Source organism: Streptomyces sp. NPDC051180, assembly GCF_040689545.1.
Classification (GTDB): Bacteria; Actinomycetota; Actinomycetes; order Streptomycetales; family Streptomycetaceae; genus Streptomyces.
In genome coordinates this window covers 76229-94016 of sequence record NZ_JBFBBC010000019.1, presented here as the reverse complement: position 1 = coordinate 94016, position 17788 = coordinate 76229, and the positions used below count along the sequence as shown (strand labels likewise).

Annotated in this window: 14 protein-coding genes; 6 read left to right on the top strand and 8 right to left on the bottom strand. The window is 75.2% G+C overall.

Going from position 1 to position 17788, the window contains the following annotated elements; all coding sequences use genetic code 11:
- Position 1 precedes the first annotated feature (1 nt).
- The 3 genes from gcvH (at position 2) to AB0424_RS27515 (ending at position 3195) form a co-directional block, all read left to right on the top strand.
- Complete coding sequence (gcvH, locus tag AB0424_RS27525; RefSeq protein WP_189830813.1) at positions 2-382, top strand: glycine cleavage system protein GcvH; 381 nt, start codon at positions 2-4, stop codon at positions 380-382.
- Positions 383-414: 32 nt separating this feature from the next.
- Positions 415-1674: a serine hydroxymethyltransferase gene (gene glyA / locus AB0424_RS27520; RefSeq protein ID WP_366309249.1), complete on the top strand. Its 1260-nt coding sequence runs from the start codon at positions 415-417 to the stop codon at positions 1672-1674.
- Between the two features lie 150 nt (positions 1675-1824).
- Positions 1825-3195: an L-serine ammonia-lyase gene (locus AB0424_RS27515; RefSeq protein WP_366309248.1), complete on the top strand. Its 1371-nt coding sequence runs from the start codon at positions 1825-1827 to the stop codon at positions 3193-3195.
- Positions 3196-3281: 86 nt separating this feature from the next.
- Here the strand turns inward: AB0424_RS27515 and AB0424_RS27510 are convergent, their stop codons facing one another.
- A complete protein-coding gene (locus tag AB0424_RS27510; RefSeq protein WP_366309247.1) occupies positions 3282-4502 on the bottom strand; it encodes an FAD-dependent monooxygenase in 1221 nt (406 codons plus the stop codon).
- 316 nt (positions 4503-4818) lie between these two features.
- Between AB0424_RS27510 and AB0424_RS27505 the strand changes: the two genes are divergently transcribed.
- Complete coding sequence (locus AB0424_RS27505; RefSeq protein ID WP_366309246.1) at positions 4819-5808, top strand: ABC transporter ATP-binding protein; 990 nt, start codon at positions 4819-4821, stop codon at positions 5806-5808.
- Positions 5805-6635 (top strand): ABC transporter permease, encoded by an 831-nt coding sequence (locus AB0424_RS27500; RefSeq protein ID WP_366309245.1) that lies wholly within the window; start codon positions 5805-5807, stop codon positions 6633-6635. Before AB0424_RS27505 ends, AB0424_RS27500 begins: the two co-directional genes overlap by 4 nt.
- A 76-nt stretch (positions 6636-6711) precedes the next feature.
- Here AB0424_RS27500 and AB0424_RS27495 read toward each other — a convergent pair whose 3' ends face one another.
- The 6 genes from AB0424_RS27495 to AB0424_RS27470 are packed head-to-tail and all read right to left on the bottom strand — an operon-like array spanning position 6712 to position 16832.
- Positions 6712-7656: a thiopeptide-type bacteriocin biosynthesis protein gene (locus AB0424_RS27495; RefSeq protein ID WP_366309244.1), complete on the bottom strand. Its 945-nt coding sequence runs from the start codon at positions 7654-7656 to the stop codon at positions 6712-6714.
- 13 nt (positions 7657-7669) lie between these two features.
- The gene (locus AB0424_RS27490) at positions 7670-9256 is read right to left on the bottom strand and encodes a nitroreductase family protein (RefSeq protein ID WP_366309243.1); all 1587 of its coding nucleotides are present in this window, start codon (positions 9254-9256) and stop codon (positions 7670-7672) included.
- Positions 9253-11196, bottom strand: a complete 1944-nt coding sequence (locus AB0424_RS27485; protein WP_366309242.1) for a TOMM precursor leader peptide-binding protein — start codon at positions 11194-11196, stop codon at positions 9253-9255. Before AB0424_RS27485 ends, AB0424_RS27490 begins: the two co-directional genes overlap by 4 nt.
- Positions 11186-12985 carry a hypothetical protein gene (locus tag AB0424_RS27480; protein WP_366309241.1) on the bottom strand — a complete coding sequence of 600 codons (1800 nt, stop codon included), beginning with the start codon at positions 12983-12985 and terminating at the stop codon, positions 11186-11188. Before AB0424_RS27480 ends, AB0424_RS27485 begins: the two co-directional genes overlap by 11 nt.
- 2 nt (positions 12986-12987) lie before the next feature.
- Positions 12988-15609 (bottom strand): hypothetical protein, encoded by a 2622-nt coding sequence (locus AB0424_RS27475; protein ID WP_366309240.1) that lies wholly within the window; start codon positions 15607-15609, stop codon positions 12988-12990.
- Positions 15606-16832: a hypothetical protein gene (locus AB0424_RS27470; RefSeq protein WP_366309239.1), complete on the bottom strand. Its 1227-nt coding sequence runs from the start codon at positions 16830-16832 to the stop codon at positions 15606-15608. Before AB0424_RS27470 ends, AB0424_RS27475 begins: the two co-directional genes overlap by 4 nt.
- 214 nt (positions 16833-17046) lie before the next feature.
- On the opposite strand from AB0424_RS27470, the gene AB0424_RS27465 reads away from it, so the two are divergent.
- On the top strand, positions 17047-17610 hold the full coding sequence (locus AB0424_RS27465; protein WP_366309238.1) for a hypothetical protein: 564 nt from the start codon (positions 17047-17049) through the stop codon (positions 17608-17610).
- Between the two features lie 100 nt (positions 17611-17710).
- Here AB0424_RS27465 and AB0424_RS27460 read toward each other — a convergent pair whose 3' ends face one another.
- Positions 17711-17776: a hypothetical protein gene (locus AB0424_RS27460; protein WP_355831188.1), complete on the bottom strand. Its 66-nt coding sequence runs from the start codon at positions 17774-17776 to the stop codon at positions 17711-17713.
- Positions 17777-17788: the final 12 nt, after the last annotated feature.

The window sequence follows — 17788 nt, the reverse complement described above, 5'->3', positions numbered from 1 at the left end:
CATGAGCAACCCCCAGCAGCTGCGCTACACCAAGGAGCACGAGTGGCTGTCGGACGCCGTGGACGGCGTCGCGACGATCGGCATCACGGAGTTCGCCGCCAACGCGCTCGGTGACGTCGTCTACGCCCAGCTCCCCGCCGTCGGCGACACCGTCACCGCGGGCGAGACCTGCGGCGAGCTGGAGTCGACGAAGTCCGTCAGCGACCTCTACTCCCCCGTCACGGGCGAGGTCGTCGAGGCCAACCAGGACGTGGTGGACGACCCGTCCCTGGTGAACACGGCTCCGTTCGAGGGTGGCTGGCTGTTCAAGGTGCGCGTCGCGGGTGAGCCGGACGACCTGCTCACCGTCGACGAGTACACCGCGTTCTCCGCCGGGAACTGAGACCGGGCCCGAGACCCCTTAGGGATCGATTCATGTCGCTTCTGAACACTCCCCTCCACGAGCTGGACCCCGACGTCGCCGCCGCCGTCGACGCCGAGCTCCGCCGTCAGCAGTCCACCCTCGAGATGATCGCCTCGGAGAACTTCGCTCCGGTCGCGGTCATGGAGGCCCAGGGCTCCGTCCTCACCAACAAGTACGCCGAGGGCTACCCGGGCCGCCGCTACTACGGCGGCTGCGAGCACGTCGACGTGGCCGAGCAGATCGCGATCGACCGGATCAAGGACCTGTTCGGCGCCGAGTACGCCAACGTCCAGCCGCACTCCGGCGCCTCCGCGAACCAGGCCGCCCTCTTCGCGATCGCCCAGCCCGGCGACACGATCCTGGGTCTGGACCTGGCCCACGGCGGTCACCTGACCCACGGCATGCGCCTGAACTTCTCGGGCAAGCAGTTCGACGTGGTCGCGTACCACGTGGACGAGGCCGGCCTGGTCGACATGGCCGAGGTCGAGCGCCTGGCCAAGGAGCACCGTCCCAAGGTGATCATCGCGGGCTGGTCCGCCTACCCGCGCCAGCTGGACTTCGCCGAGTTCCGCCGGATCGCCGACGAGGTCGACGCCTACCTGTGGGTCGACATGGCCCACTTCGCGGGCCTGGTCGCGGCCGGTCTGCACCCGAACCCGGTCGAGTACGCGGACGTGGTCACCTCCACCACGCACAAGACGCTCGGCGGCCCCCGCGGCGGCATCATCCTGGCGAAGAAGGAGTTCGCGAAGAAGCTGAACTCCTCGGTCTTCCCCGGCTTCCAGGGCGGCCCGCTGGAGCACGTGATCGCGGCCAAGGCCGTCTCCTTCAAGGTCGCGGCCTCGGAGGAGTTCAAGGAGCGCCAGCAGCGCACCCTGGACGGCGCCCGCATCATCGCCGAGCGCCTGGTCCAGGACGACGTCACCGCGCACGGTGTCTCGGTCCTGTCCGGCGGCACGGACGTGCACCTGCTCCTCGTCGACCTGCGCGACAGCGAGCTGGACGGCCAGCAGGCCGAGGACCGCCTCCACGAGGTCGGCATCACGGTCAACCGGAACGCCGTTCCGAACGACCCGCGCCCGCCGATGGTCACCTCGGGTCTGCGCATCGGCACGCCGGCGCTCGCCACCCGCGGTTTCACGGTCGAGGACTTCGCCGAGGTCGCCGACATCATCGCGGAGACCCTGAAGCCCGGCTTCGACGCCGAGGCCCTCAAGGCCCGGGTCACCGCGCTGGCGGACAAGCACCCGCTGTACCCCGGCCTGAAGTAATTTCGTACGCTTTTGTTCGTACGAAGCTCCGGGGCACCGCGCACACTGGACAGTGAGCGCGGTGCCCCCGCTCTTGTCGTCACGCCCCGCACGCTCTTCTGCACCACCCCGGCAGACAACGGCGTCTAGCCCCCCACAAGGAGTCCTCCCGTGGCCATCTCGGTCTTCGACCTGTTCTCGATCGGCATCGGCCCGTCGAGCTCCCACACGGTGGGCCCCATGCGCGCGGCGCGGATGTTCGCGCGCCGGCTGAAGAACGAGGGGCTGCTGGCCCACACCGCGGCGATACGGGCCGAGCTGTACGGCTCGCTCGGCGCGACCGGCCACGGCCACGGCACCCCGAAGGCGGTCCTGCTGGGCCTGGAGGGCAACTCTCCGCGCACGGTGAACGTCGAGACCGCCGACGAGGAGTTCGAGCGGATCAAGGCGAGCGGCCGGATCAACCTGCTCGGCGCCCACGAGATCCCCTTCGACTTCGACGCCGACCTGATCCTGCACCGGCGCAAGGCCCTGCCGTACCACGCCAACGGCATGACGGTCTTCGCGTACGACGCGGAGGGCGCGCTCGTCCTGGAGAAGACGTACTACTCCGTCGGCGGCGGCTTCGTCGTGGACGAGGACGCGGTGCAGGGCGAGAACCCGATCGTCCCCGACGACACCGTCCTGAAGTACCCCTTCCGCACCGGTGACGAGCTGCTGCGCCTGGCGAAGGAGACCGGCCTGTCGATCTCCGCGATGATGCTGGAGAACGAGAAGGCGTGGCGCACCGAGGACGAGATCCGCGCCGGCCTCCTGGAGATCTGGCGCGTCATGCAGTCCTGCGTCTCGCGCGGCATGTCCCGCGAGGGCATCCTGCCCGGCGGCCTGAAGGTGCGCCGGCGCGCCGCGAACCTGGCCCGCAAGCTGCGCTCCGAGGGCGACCCGAAGATGCACGCCATGGAGTGGATCACCCTCTACGCGATGGCCGTGAACGAGGAGAACGCGGCGGGCGGCCGGGTGGTCACCGCCCCGACGAACGGCGCGGCCGGCATCATCCCCGCCGTCCTGCACTACTACACGAACTTCGTGCCCGGCGCCGACGACGAGGGCATCGTCCGCTTCATGCTGGCGGCCGGCGCGGTCGGCATGCTCTTCAAGGAGAACGCGTCGATCTCCGGCGCCGAGGTCGGCTGCCAGGGCGAGGTCGGCTCGGCCTGCTCCATGGCGGCCGGCGCGCTCGCCGAGGTCCTCGGCGGCACCCCGGAGCAGGTGGAGAACGCCGCCGAGATCGGCATGGAGCACAACCTGGGCCTGACCTGCGACCCGGTCGGCGGCCTGGTCCAGATCCCGTGCATCGAGCGCAACGGCATGGCGGCCGTCAAGGCCGTCACGGCGGCGAAGATGTCGATGCGCGGCGACGGCAGCCACCTCGTCTCCCTCGACAAGGTCATCAAGACCATGAAGGAGACCGGCGCCGACATGAGCGTGAAGTACAAGGAGACCGCGCGCGGCGGGCTCGCGGTGAACATCATCGAGTGCTGAACCGATTCCCCCGGCGGCCCGCCGGGGGAATCGGCCGTCCGGGCGCGCGGGCAGGGCCGCACCACGGGTCCGGGCCGATGGCCCGATCACGCCGGGGTCGGCACCACGCTCCGGCCCGTCTCGTGGGCGTAGAGCATCGCCCGGTCCCGGAGCGAGGCGTGCACCGCCATCCCGGCGTCCCGGCGTCGCTGCGCCGGCCCGTCGGGCAGGTGCAGGATGCCCGCGTTGCCGCGGGAACCGCGCTGGATCTCCGCCGTGCGCGGGATCCGCAGCGACTGGTAGCGGTCCAGGCGCGCCCCGGTCGTCGCCGCCGCCGGGTCGGCCAGGCAGGCCGCCAGGTCCATCGCGTCCTCGACCGCCTGGTTGGCGCCCTGCGCCATGAACGGCAGCATCGGATGGGCCGCGTCGCCCAGCAGCGTGAGCCGCCGCGACGACCACACCTCCAGGGGCGGACGGTCGTGCAGCGCCCACTGGTGGGTCGTCTCCACGGCCGCCACGACGTCCGCGACCAGGCCCGTCCAGCCGCCGAAGACCGCGCGCAGCGCCTCCGGGTCGCCCGGGGCCGACCAGGACTCGCCCGGCGACTCCGCCATCGGCACGGTCGCCGCGAAGCTCAGGTACTCCCCCGCCGCGACCGGGTAGCAGACGAAGTGGCCGCCCGGACCGAGCCAGAGGCGCACCAGGGGCTCGCGGGCCGCGTCGGGGAGCGCGTCCACAGGGACGAGGCCCCGGTAGATCCCGAGCCCCGAGAAGACCGGCTCGTCGCGCCGGAAGGTCTCGCGGACCGTCGAGTGGATGCCGTCGGCGCCCACCACCAGCTCGGCGTCGCGGACCGTGCCGTCCTCGAAGGCCAGCCCCACGCCGGCGGGACCCGTCTCGCGGGCCTCGCTCAGCCGCTCGCCCAGCTTGAGGGCGCCGGGCTCGACCAGCGAGAGCAGCGCGTCGTGCAGATGGGCCCGGTGCACCGCGTAGTACGGCGCCCCGAACATCCGCTCGCACTCGGCGCCCAGCGGCGTCCGGGCGATCGGCCGCCCGCTCCACCCGCGCACCTCCATGGCCTCGATCGCCACCGCGCGCTCGCGCAGGGCGGGGCCGAGGCCGAGCCGCAGCAGCGGCCGGACCGCGTTCGGCGAGAGCTGGACCCCCGCCCCCACCTCGGCGAGCCGCCGCGTCTGTTCGTACACCGTGTACGGAATGCCCATGGAGGAGAGCGCACCGGCCAGCGTCAGTCCGCCGATGCCGGCGCCGACCACCGAGACGTGCGGCCGCTCCTCCGCTCCCCACTCGTCCAGATCCCCGAACCGCACCTTTGAGACCGCCTTCCGCGTCGCTGCTGTGTCGGCACCGTCGGCGTCGCCGGCCGCGGTCCCCCCGCGTCCCGGCCGTCCGCCGCACCCCGAGCATGGGCGGCCCGCCGGTGCCCGGCAACGCGGGTCACGCCCGGGGCTGACAACTGTCGCGGCTTCCATGACGTGCGTCACCGGCGCCCCCGCGCGGCCGCTCCGCGCCCGGTCCACGCCCCTAACGTCGAGGCCGCGCCCCGGAGTCCGTCTGCGGGCGACGACCCCACGACGTCCCACGACACCACCGGGAGAGACACATGACACGAGCCGAGGGACCGCGGTGACCGCCGCGGTGGCCGTGGCCGGCCTGCAGAAGCGGTACGGCGACCACGAGGCCGTCCGCGGCGTCGACTTCACCGTCGCCGAGGGCGAGATCTTCGCCCTGCTCGGGCCGAACGGCGCGGGCAAGACCACCACCCTGGAGATCCTGGAGGGCTTCCGCGACCGCGACGGCGGGCGCGTCGAGGTCCTCGGGCGCGACCCCGGTGTGAAGGCCGACGGAGCCTGGCTGCGCGGCCAGGTCGGTCTGGTGCTCCAGGACATCGCCGTCGAGCCGTACCTGTCGGTGCGCGAGACCGTCGCCCGCAACGCCGGCTACTACCCGGACCCGCGGAACGTCGACGAGCTGCTCGACCTCGTCGGTCTGAACGAGAAGAAGGGTGCCAAGGTCAAGGACCTGTCCGGCGGCCAGAAGCGCCGGCTCGACCTGGCGCTCGGCGTCGTCGGCCGGCCGAAGCTGCTCTTCCTCGACGAGCCGACGACGGGCTTCGACCCGAACGCCCGCCGCGGTGCCTGGGACGTCGTGCGCAACCTGCGCGACGACGGCACCACCATCGTCCTCACCACCCACTACATGGACGAGGCCCAGGCGCTCGCCGACTCGGTCGTGGTCATCGCCGAGGGGCGGATCGTGGCCTCGGGCACGCCGGAGACGCTCGGCGGCCGCGACAGCGCGCAGACCCGGATCCGCTTCGCGCTGCCGGCCGGCGCCGCGCTCGCCGACGTCCCCCTGGCCGTCAGCGACGTGGAGGACGGCCTGGTGACGGCCGAGACGACCGAGCCGACGGCCGCGCTGCACCGGCTGACCGGCTGGGCCCTCGACCGGGGCACGCCGCTGGACCGGCTGACCGTCGAGCAGCCCACCCTCGAGGACGTCTACCTCAGCCTGACCAGCGAGTACGTACAGCAGGAAGCCTCCTCGCCGTCGTCCGGGCGGGGGCGCAAGTCGCCCGCCGGGCGGGGGCGCCGACCCGGACGGAGCCGCTCGTGACCACCTTGATCCCCCCGACCACCGACACCGCTCCGGCGGTCCCGGCGGCGCGTGCCGCCGCGCCGCGCGGGCGGAGCGCCGTGGCGCTGCTCGCCCACCAGATCCGTTTCGAGCAGCTGTCGTTCTGGCGCAACCCGCAGTCGATGGTCTTCACCTTCGTGCTGCCGATCGTCATCATCGGCATCTTCGGCGCCGTGTTCAGCGGCAGCGAGGGCCAGGAGTTCTTCTTCGGCCTGACCGGGATGCAGTACTACACGCCGGTGATCGCCGCCGTGTCGGTGCTCGGCGCCTGCTACGGCCAGCTGGCGATCGTCCTGGCGATGCGCCGGCAGACCGGCATCCTGAAGCGGCTGCACGCGACGCCGCTGCCCGCCTGGGTGTACTTCGCGGGCCTGCTCGTGCACTGCGTCGTCGTCAGCATCGTGGACGTCGCCCTCGTCTTCGGCATCGGCGCCCTCTACGGCGTCGACCTGCCGACCCACTGGGGCGCGGTCCTGGTGACGCTGGTGCTCGGCGCGGCGAGCTTCTGCGCGCTCGGCGTCGGCGTGGCCTCGCTGATCAAGAACTCGGAGGCGGCCCCGGCCGTCGTGCAGTTCATCCAGTTCCCGCTGGTCTTCATCTCGGGCAGCTACTTCCCGATCCACGCGGAGCTGCTGAACACGATCGCGGGCCTGCTGCCCGTGAAGCCGTTCAACGACGCGATGCTGGCGCTGTTCACGCACGACGCCGGCTTCCAGTGGCGCGACCTCGCGGTCCTCGCCGCCTGGGGCGTCGTGGGCGCCCTGATCGCCGTCCGCAGCTTCCGCTGGGACCCGCGCCCCGAGTAGCAGGGGCGAGCACCACGAAAAGGCCCGGCCGGGGAAACCGGCCGGGCCTTTCGTGACTCCCCGTGGGGGGCGGGGGTCAGGGGACGGGCACCGCCGGGGAAGCGGCGCCGCGTGGTATCGGGGTGTGCTCCGGTACGGGGAAGGCGTGGGCGAGCACCGCGTACGTGCGGAGCTCCTCCAGGAGGCTCAGGCCCAGCCGGTTGTGGAGCATGTGCGCGTGCGAGAAGAGGACCATGCCGGGGTGGGCCGTGGAGTGCGCGCGGATCTCGTCCGCGTGGGCGGCGAGCCGGGCGTGCCAGCCGGCGAACGGGCCGTGGGCGCCCGGATCGAGGGTCACCGCTCCCTCGACCCGGGTGATCGTGTCGAGGAGCCCGGCCGGGTGGCCGGCCTCGGCCGCCCAGGCGCGCCAGGCGCCGAGGCCGTGCGCGTAGTAGTACGCGCGCTCCGCCGGGTCCCCGACCGCGGCGGCGACCGCGACGGTGCCGCGCAGGGCGAGCAGGGCGCGCTGGCGCTCGCCGGTCACCTTCGGGAGGGCGGTGAGGACCAGGCCGCTGGAGAGCGTGAAGAGGGACTCGGCGGCCGGCATCAGGGCCGCGCCGCCGTAGCGGTCGAACTCCGGCTCGTAGACGGCCGGATGGACGCCGGGCGGCAGCAGCGCCTTCACCGAGGTGTTCTCGCCGGTCTCGCCCGCGGCGGCGAGCCGCTCCGCCCCGCTGCGGTAGGCGGCGGGGTCGAGCGGCTCCTCGCCGGGCGCGGGGGCTCCGGCCACGGCGAGACGCTCGCCGAGGGCGGCCTCGACGCGGGCCCGCGCGGCGGCGTCGAGGCCGCCCACGCGGAGCCGCAGGTGCGGGCCGGACTGCCAGTAGCGGATGAAGAACCACGGGGTGCCGGGGGCGAGTTCGCGGACGGTGGGTCCGATGACGTCGGTGACGACCCGGTCGTGGGCGGAGCGGGCGGTGGTGCCGAGGTGGAGGTGCCAGGCGGTCCAGTCGGTCCGCGGCTCGGCGGCGGATGGGGTCACGGGGGACGCTCCTTCAGAGTCTGAGGTCGAGCAGCGCGCCGCCGGTGGCCTGCGGTACCCCCACGACCACGGACAGGACGATCATCTCGTCCGGGTCCAGGCCGAGGACGCGCTGGGTGGGGATCTCCTTGAACGCCCGCACGGGGCGGGCGAAGAGGCCGGAGGCCGCCGCCGAGAGGCAGAGGCCGTGCGCGGCCCAGCCGGCGGCGTGCTGGACGGCGCCCCAGCCGGCCGTTCCGAGCCGCTCGAAGAGCGCACGGGGCCGGACCGACAGGAAGACGGTGAGGGGGGCGTCGCGGATGCCGCAGCCGTTGACCGGCGAGACGCCGTAGCCGTACCGCTCCTCCAGTCGTTCGGACGCGGTCGGGTCGGCGCGGAGCAGGCGCGTGGCGCCGTCCCGCAGCCGGTACACGCCGTCCGCCTGGCCTTCGACGCCCTGGACGACGGCGGTCACCTTCAACGCATCGAAGGCCGAGGCGAGTTCGTACCCGGGCGGCGGGACGGCGAGCCAGCGCGCGGCGCTGTCGAGGATCTCGGCGGGCTGTCGGCGACGACGGCCGCTCATGCCGTGCAGGGCGCGCGGCATCCGGCCCGAGTGGCGCCGCCACAGCAGCTCCGCCCAGTCGGGTGCGGTGCTCGACGGGCCGAGGCCCGCCGGGACGGCGGTGGTGAGCGGGGCGGTGCCGCTGCGGTAGGTCTGCTCCCGGTTCACGCGCACGATCTCGGCGAGCGCGGGGTCGGTGCGGGCGAGGTGCGCGGGTGGTTCCGGCACGGCGGCGGGCTCGGGCTCCGCGGGGCGCGGGGCGCCGGCCGGCTCCACGACGAACGGCAGGGACCAGGCCCAGGTGTCGTCGAGGCCGAGGGCGGCGAGCCGGTCCAGGGCGTCGGGGCCGGGCGGGCGGAGCCGGGCGGGCAGCCCGAACAGTTCGAGGCCGAGGCTCAGCGACCGCAGCACGAAGCCCAGTTCGATGGCGACGAGCGAGCCCCTGAACCACTGGTAGGCGGGCGGGACCGTCGTGTACCGGCCGGTGAGCAGGATGTCGCCGGGCGTCCCCGCGGGGCCGGGGGCGCCGGTGAGGGCGTGCCGGTCCGGGTCGAGGAGGCGCCAGGGCATGCCCGCGCCCCCGTCCACGAAGGCGTGGACGGGGAAGAGGCAGCGGGGCGAGGCGTAGGGCCGGTGGTCGTTGTAGGGGTTCTCGGGCTCTCTGCGCTGGGGGCCGAAGGCGGTCACGAGGGCGCGGCCGAGCCGGTCTGCGGCCGGTTCGACCTGTGGCCCGGACGCCTCCCCGGGGGCCGGCAGGGCCGGGTACGGCAGCGCGGCCAGCCGCTCGTGCGTGCCGAGCGGCAGGCCGGTGCGCGGGGCGCCCCCGCGCGGTGGCGGGGGCGGCACGTGCGTGTCGGGCGGGGGCTGCGGCCGCCAGGTCCAGGGCGGCGGCTGCGGTGCGTCGGCTCCGGCGCCGTACGCGTACCAGAGGGGTTCCCTGGCGATGCTGTTGTCGCCCTCGGGCCCCGGCAGGTCGACGGGGCCGCGGCGCGGGGCCGGTTCGGCGGCCGGTACGGGCGCCGGGGGCGCGGGCGCGGGGCGCGGCGGGGCGGTCACGGGAACGGGTGGGGGTCGAGGGGCAGCGCCCGGTGCTCCTGGGCGGTGCCGCGCAGGGCGGCGGTGAGCCGGGGCAGACCGGCGAGGCGCTGCTGGGCGTGGCCGAAGCACATCGGGACGATGCCGGGGACGACCGCGCGGGCCACGTGGATGCCCGCGTCGGCGTGCTCGCGGCTGGTCTGGTCGACGAGGACGATCCGGTCGAGGCCGGCCTCGGCGAAGAGGCCGCGGACGAAGTCCAGGGCGCCCCGCACGTCGCCGCCGGAGCCCCGGTCGAGCCGGCCCGGCCAGTCCGGGAACGCCTCGGCGAGGGTGACGCGCGGTCCGCCGAGGGCGGCCGTGGCGCGTCCGGCGGTCTCGGGCAGGGAGGAGAACCGGACGTGGTCCTCCAGCTCCCGCACCAGCCACGGGTCGGCGACCATCGGCTCGACGTCCTCACGGGTCCAGTCGACGGGGTTGGTGACGAGCTGGGCGACCTCGCGCAGCGCGCCGCGGACGGCGGCCTGCGGGTCGGCGCCGGAGCCGGCCGAGGAGAAGGTGGCGGGGAAGGGGTTCAGCCGGTTCACCGCGAGCACCCAGACGACCGGCAGGCCGATGTCCTGGGTGGCGACCAGCAGGTGGACGTCGAAGCCGCGCGACTCCATCAGCTCGATCATGGCGCGGCTGGTGGGGTCGGTGAGCGAGGAGTTCGGGATGGTCGGCAGCGGCGCGGCCCGGTGCCAGGAGAGCAGGAACGCGTCCCGCTCGGCCAGCTCGAACAGCGAGTGCAGGGCGGCCTCTTCGAGGTTGGCGCCGACGGCGCAGCCGCTGGAGGAGTCGTAGAAGTAGTGCTTGCGGCCGGCCGTCCCCGCCTCGCGGGCGGCCCGGCGGTCCCGGCGGTGGTGGTACTCGTACTGGTAGAAGGCGTGGTCGGCGGGGACGAGCAGCGCCCGGCCGTCGTCGAGGTCGTGGCCCCACACCCAGTCCATCGGGGTGTCCGCGTCGAACGGCGTGGCCCTGCTGGTCGGATGGGCGAGCTGCTCCGCCGTGTACCGGCCGAGTCCGGCGGGGTCGACGGCGTGGTCGGCGACCTCCGTGAAGGAGCGGTCGGTGAGGACCGGCAGGTCGTACGGGAAGCCGGCGAGCCGCTCGTACGCCTCCAGGATCGCCACCGGGCCGGTCTCGGCGAAGGTGCGGGCGCGGCCGTGGCCCATGGCCGGGGCGTCCGGCACCACGGCCATGCTCATCGCGAAGGGCGCGCGGGACTCGCGCAGCAGGGCGCGGACCGGGCCGAAGCGTCCGTCGACCAGCCGCTCCTGGAGCACCCCGCGCGCGACGAGCCGGCTCGCGGCGGTCCGGGTGGAGTCGTCCGCGAAGGCAGGCCGGTCGACGAGGGCGAGCGGCTCGGGGGTCGCGGTCCCGTCGAGCTTCTCGTACGCGGGTCCGCAGAGCGGGCAGTGGAAGCTGCGGGCGACGCGGTGGCGGCGCAGGCCGCGCGGGGAGACCGCGAACAGTTCGCCGGGGCCGAGCGGCCGCTCCACCAGGTGCTCCAGGGCCGCCCGGAGCAGTTCGGGAAGGAGTGGCGCGGACGCCCCCGGGGCGGCGGTGGCGTACGTCAGGTCGCCGACGAGCGGGTGGTCGGGGACGGTCCGGTCGCGCACCTCGGCGCAGCCGGCGCACCCCGCGTCCGTGCCGGGCCGCCACAGCGGGCCGACGAGCACCTCGTCGGCGCGCAGCCGCACCGAGAGGTGCGGCCGGTCGGCCGCGGCCGCCTCGTCGAAGCGGTCCCGCTCCCAGCCGAGGTGCCAGCCCCGGTCGACCGCGACCGTGCCCTCGGGCAGCAGGTCCGCGAGGACGTCGAGGGCGGTCCGCCACGCCTCGTCGACGGGCCGGGCGTCGAGCCCGGGGCCCGCCGCCGGGGCGGTCACGGTCAGGGTGTCGCCGGGCCTGTCACTGGGCATCGCGGGCCTCCACGGGGCCGTACCAGAAGGGAAGTTCGCCGAGCACCGGGTCGTGGCGCTCCGCCTCGCCCCGGTACGTCGTCCCGGGCCGGGCGGCGGCCAGCTGCGTGCGCAGCGTGTCCAGGGCCGTCCGGTCCGCGAAGAGCAGGGCGTCGGTGGAGAGCGGGTCGACCGTGCCGGTGCCGGGGGTGCCGGACTCCGGTGCGGTCTGCGTCCGGGCGAGCGCGGTGCACAGGGCGCCGAGTGCGGCCTGCGCGGTGTCTGCGCCCCAGCCCCGTCCGAGGACGGTGTCGCCGGTGGTCACCTCCGCGAGCCGCCAGTCGAGTCCGGGCACCCCGCGCAGCGTCACGGCGGGGGCGTCGCCGTCCGCGGGCAGCAGGGCCCGCAGCCGGGTGAGGATGCGGAGCCCCTCGGGGTCGAGCAGGTCGTCTGCCGCGCCGCCCGCGGCCGCGGCGGGAGCGCCCGCCGGGTTCGCCGCGGGCGGCTGGGGCGTGGTGGCGGTCCCCGCGGTCACGGGTCGGGTCTCCTCGGCGAGCAGGCGCAGCGCGCCGTCGAGGAGCCAGTGTTCCCGGGTGAGCCCTGCCGCCGGGGTGGGAGCCCCGGGGATGTGGGCGTGCGGGCCGGCCGCCGGGGTGGGAGCCCCGGGGATGAGGGCCCGCAGGGCCTGCAGGGTGGCCGCGACGGTGGCGGTCTCCTGGTGGGCGGCCCAGGCGAGGACGGTGGTGGTGGGGCGGCCGGCCGTGCGGAGCTCGGCGGCGCGCAGGGCGAGGGGCATCTGCGGGAGGTCGGCGCCCTCGGTGAGGGCGAGCAGCCCGGTCCACTCGGCGGCGAGCAGGGCGGCGGTCTCGCGGGCCTCGTCCGGTTCGGGCCGGTCGTCGGCGGGCGCGGTGGCGAGGGTGTGGACCTCGGGGAGGGAGCCGGGCCGGCCGGGCGCGGCCGCCATGGGGGCTCCCTCGACGGCCACCCGGTCGGAGACCAGGTCCGTCCCGTGCACGACGTGGGCCTCGCCCGCGTCGGCCGTACCGGTGAGGATGTCGACGAGCAGCTGCGCGCCGAGTGCGCCGGCCAGGGCGTCCGCCACGGGGCGGGGCGCGGGGGCCGTGGCCCCCGCGGCGGCCCAGGCACGGGCCCGCTCGTGGAACGCGGCGACGGTCCCGGGCAGTCCTGCTCCGGTGACGGCGGGCCCGACGAGGGTGACGCCGGTGCCGGCGGCCCCGTCGGCCGCGCCGAGCAGGACCGGGACGACCAGGGGCGCCGGGGTGGGTGCGGCCGGGGCGGCGCCGGCCTCCTGGACGGCGAGGACCGCGTCGGGGGTGCCGGTCGGCGCCGCCGGGTCGGTGAGGACGGTGCCCACGCCGGCGCGGCGCAGGCCGCGGGCGGCGGGCCCGGTCGCGGTGGCCGGCCCGGTGACCAGGACGGTCGCGGCGCGGAGCCGGGCGAACGCGCCGTACGGGTCGTCGAGGAGGCCCTCCAGGCGGGCGAGGGACTCGGCGTGCCGGGCCCGTACGTCGGCGGCCGGCTCGGGCGCGGTGTACGCGGCCGGGTCGAGGAGCAGTCCGTTCTCGCGCAGCTTGTCGACGAGGTGGCGGACGGCGGGCCGGGCGCGTTCGGTGCCGATGCCGGCGACGAGGGCGTCCTCGTCGGTGCCGTCCTCCAGGAGGGGGACGCAGCCCTGGGCGACGGCGTGCAGGATCTCGGAGCCGCGCAGGACGAACCGGGCGCGGGCGCCGCTGAAGTAGACCCCGCCGGGTACCGGCGCGAAGTGCAGGTCGGGGCGTGCCTTGAGCATCGTCACCGCTCCTCTGCCTCGGTCGTGGGGTGGCTGTCGGTGGTCGGCCGGGTCCCGGCCGCGGGGTGGTAGGCGAAGCGGCCGCCGGCGGTCCGGCCGACCTCGACGACCCACTCGGTGGCGTGGGTGCCGTCGACGACGCCGGGCAGCGCCTCCTCCAGGTAGCTGCCGCCCGTGTCGGCGCCCCGGCGTTCGAGCATCCGGGGCAGGACGCGGGCGCCGAGGGCGCTGCCGAGGTCCGCGTACTGGGGCTTCTGCTGGAGCCGCTTGGACTGGACGTCGGGGGCGCCGACGGAGAGCGGGCCCTCGTCCTCGGGGACCGTCTTGATGACGACCTCCTCGGGCACGCCGTGCCGGGCGCGCCAGGCGTTGAGGGCGAGGTGGCGCTCGTGCTCCTCGGGTCCGGCGGCCAGGGCGGTGCCCAGTTCCTCGCCTCCGTACCAGCGGCGGCGGCCGATGAGGACGTCGCCGACGGCCATGCGGGGCGCGGTGCGGGTGGTCTTGCGGTCCCAGGGGGTGGCGGCGTGCCAGCTGTTGGGCAGCGCGTTGAAGAGCCGGCCGCTGATGGCGAGCCCGGAGGCGACGGAGAGCGGCGGCGGGAAGAGGCCGGGGTGGCCGGTGCCGAGCGGCAGGACCCGCAGCGGGGCGCCGTCGGCGTCCTCGACGCGCAGCGCGTCGGTCTCCGGGTCGTGGGCGAGCCGGAGCCCGAACCAGTCGTCCGGGGTGAGGCCGCCGGGGAGGACCGGCGTGTGGGCGTTGACGTTGAGCCGGTGCAGGCCGAGGTCCTCGGTGACGCGGGCGCCGTCGTATCCGTACACCCGGCGGACGTGGTCGGCGAGGCGGGGCAGCGCGCGGCCGCCCATCCGCCGGTCGGCCTCCAGGAAGCGGGCGTACAGCATGCCGTGGCCCGGCAGTCCGTCGTTGAGGACGAGGTGGCCGTCGCCGCGCTGGAGCAGGACGCCGTAGATCAGCGGGTCGCGACGGAAGCGCTCGGGCAGTTCGGCGGTGAGGCCGGCGACCTCGGCCGGGCTGATGCGGAGGGTCGGCTCGCCGTTCTCCACGGCCTTGCCGATGAGGTCGTGGACCGCCTCGGTGACGTCCCGGCGGAGCCGGTAGATGCGTTCCAGGGAGCCGTCGGCGGGGCCGATGCCCTGGAGCGCGGACGGGTCTCCGGGGCCGTCGGGGCCGTAGACGGCGGCCATGGCGGCGGCGCGGCGGGACACCTCGCCGACGACGAAGGGGGCGTGGGCGGCGAGGGGGACGTTGGCCCCGGCGCCGAACCGCTCGACGAAGGCAGCGGTCATGAGGACCCGGACGTCGTGCAGCCAGTCGAAGACGGTGAGGAGTTCGACGGCCGGGCCGAGGTCCTCCAGGGACTTCCTCCAGGGCTCCGTGTCCACCGCGAGCGGCGGCATCACGTAGTCCTCCTCGACCGTGACGTGGGCGGGGCGCCCGGCCGCGTGGCTCAGTTCGCCGAGGGCGCCGCGCAGTTCGGCGAGGGCGGCGCCGCGTTCGGCGGCGGGCGCGGCGGTGAAGGCGGGCAGTCCGGCCTTGACCCGGTCGGTGAGCTCCTTCGTGCGGGGGCGCGGGTCGTCCGGGGAGAGCAGCGCCTCGTAGTCGGCGGAGCCGTCCTCGGCCTCGTGGAAGGTGCAGAGCAGGCCCTGTTCGACGGCGCCCCTGACCTGGCGTCCGGCGTCCTCGGGGGTGCGGCCGGAGCGTTCGGCGACATGGGCGACGACGGACGGGAAGGGGCGGGGGCCCATGGAGACCGCGTCGAGGAGGTCGCCGGCGGGGCCGTCGAGGGAGACGGCGGCGCGCCGCATGCCCTCGGGGGCGGCCTTGAGGAAGAACAGCTTCCCGGTCGCCGGGTCGGGCGCGGAGGTGGGCGGGAGCCCGATCCACAGGTCGTCGAGGGGCCGGTCGGCGGGGTCGGGCAGGCCGCCGACCACGTAGTTGAGCATCACCCGGTCGAGGCCGGGGAAGGCGACGGCGCCGGGGAAGCCCGCCTCGTCGGGGCCGGGCGCGGCCGGGTCGGGCTCGGCGATGCCGACGGCGGTGAACCGGGCCAGCGGGCTCGTGCGGACCATGGCGCGGGTGACGTACTGGATGAGTCCGCGCTCGGACTTGCGGGTCTTCGACGTCACACGGCCGGGTGCGGCGACGGCCGCGCGGTACCGCTCGGCCTCCTGGTGGACCTCGGGTGCGACGAGCGCGAGCGAGCGCAGCAGGTCGGGGTCGCCGAGGAGCCCGGCGAGGACCTCGCGCTCGCGCTCGGCCGCGTCGGGGTAGCCGGCGACGAGTTCGGCGCGGATGCGGTCGCGTGCGGCGCGGGCGTCGAGCCAGGCCGTGAGCGCGGGGGCGGCCTGCTCCGGGGTCTTCCTGGGCAGCTTCCCGTTGTGCACGGACCGGCGCAGGGCGACCAGTTCGCGCCGCTCGTCGTCGTCGGCGGCGGCGCCGATCCGCTCGTACAGCTCGTCGGACGCGGCCGTCGCGGCGGCGGCGAGGGTCTCCTCGGCGGCGGTGACGAGGGCGAGCTGCCGCCGCAGGCCGGCGTCGGCGAGCCGGGCCCGGAGCAGCGGGTTGACGCGCAGGAACCAGAGGGGCTCGGGGACGGGGGCGGTCATCGGAGGGCTCCCTCGGGGGCGGCGCCCGGAGCGGTGCTCGGGGCGGGGGCTGCGGGACTCGGTCCCCCGGCGGGGGCGTCCGGGACGCGGGCGGCGATCCGCTCGCGCCAGGAGACGCCGAGGACCTCGTCGGCGGTCTCGGCGATCGCGAAGCACGTGTAGTAGCGCTGCATCGGGGAGACGGTGAGCAGGGGCAGCTGCTCGTAGAAGAGGTTGGTGAGGAGGCGGAAGGCCGCGAACCAGGGGGACGGGGCCGAGGTGATCCCGGCGGCGCCGACGGTCCGGTGGAAGTCGCTGTCGGGCTGCGCGCCCTGCGGGACGACGTCGGTGGCGCCGGGCGGGCCCATCTCGGAGGTGTCGAGGCCGGCGGTGGCGCCGTCGAGCAGGTCGAGGGTGAGGGTGCCGGCGGCGACCGCGCTCTCCAGGGCTCCGGCGCCGTAGGCGAAGCCGGTGCGCCAGGCCGCGGCGGTGGCGGAGACCTCGCCGCTCAGCCGCTCCTCGACGACGCGGCGGAACAGGGGCGCGTCCTGGGCGAGGCGCTGCCGGAAGACGGGCCGCATGTCCTTGGTGGGCGCGGCCCAGGCGAGGAACGCCTCGACGTGGGAGCGGGGCGAGAAGACGCCGTAGCCCAGGCCGAGGGTGTGGGTGTCGGCGAGTGCGGCGAACGCCTCGGCGAGGCGGAGGGTGCCGGAGCCGGGTGCGCCGGCGAGGTCGTCGACGGTCCGCAGGAGCGCGGGGGTGAGGGCGCCGTGGACGACGGTGCGGAAGCGGTCGAGGCGCGGGTCGCGGGGGCCGGTGGCCGGGCCGGCGCCGTCGGCGCCGATCCGCTCGACGGCTCCGTGCTCGCGCAGCGGCAGGTAGGGCGGCTGGACGGCTTCGAGGCGGCCGAACTCGCGTGCCTGGTCGAGGTACGCCTCCTCGGTGAGGGCCCGGGGCGGGTCGAGGGGGCCGGCGTCGAGGCCGCGCGCGATGCCGTCCCAGTCGGGCCCGCCGCCCGGGACGCCGGCGGCGTCGCGGGCGAGGATGTCGACGTGGGGCCCGTGGAGCCACCCGCGGCGCAGCTGGACGGCGGGGGCGCCCGCCTCGTTCAGCGCGCGGGCGACCGGTACGACGTACCGGGCCAGCCAGGCCGGTGTCACCGGCATCCGTGTGTGCAGCCGCACTCCCGTCAGGCCGTCGGAATCCGGCTTCACGGCAGTGCGCTCCAGCGCATCAACCCCCATGGCTTTCGCACCTTCCGAGAATTCGAAGTGAACGTCCTGCTTTTCTTCCGTCATCATGTGGCGGCGGAATTGCACAGGGAAAGGGAAAAGGCGTCCGGCCTTACATGTGTCACCGATCCCGTGACGTGCGGGCCGTGAACCGGTCCGCGTCACCCGGAGTCGGACTGGCTGAAAATAGACAACCCGGTCGGATCATCGCTGTAGTGTCCGCGCCATGACTACGGAAACCACCGACGCGGAGTGCCTGGCACTCACGCGCAATCTGCGCCGCCGCGGCGCGATCGTTCTCGCCGTCTTCGGCCTCGTGTGGGCCTTCGCGGGCGGTTCGGGGATAGCGGCGGTGCCGGTTTCGGTCACCGTCGGCGTCGTCGCGGCGGCCGTCACGGCCGGCGCGGTGGTCCTGGCCTTCCGCGGCACCGCCGGCCCGGTGTCCCGGCTGGTGCGGCTGCCCGAGAAGTGGAACAGGGGTGTCGGCCTGGTCAACGCGGCCGAGCTGGTGGCGATCTTCGCGGTGATCGCCGCGTCGAACGCCTCGGACCACCCGGAGTTCATCCCGGTCGGCATCTGCCTGGTCGTGGGCCTGCACTTCTTCCCGCTCGCGCGCCTCTTCGACCAGGGGCAGTACACCTGGACCGCGGTCTTCCTGACGGCGGTGTCCCTGGTCGGGCTCGCCGTGCTGGCGGCCGGCACCACGGCGGAGACCATCCGCACGGTGGTCGGCCTGGGAGCGGCGCTCGTGCTGTGGGCCTCGTCCTTCCACGTCGCCCTGCGCGGCTGACCGCGCGTCACACCCCCCAACGCACGCGAGGATGCGCCACCCGGCCTGAGCCGGGCGGTCGCATCCTTCGTGCGTCGTGCGATCAGCCTCTGTTACTCGGTCAGCAGGCCGAGCAGGTGGAGGACGAGGACGACGAGGTGCCGATCGAGCCGCTGGAGGCACCCATCTCCGGGAGGGC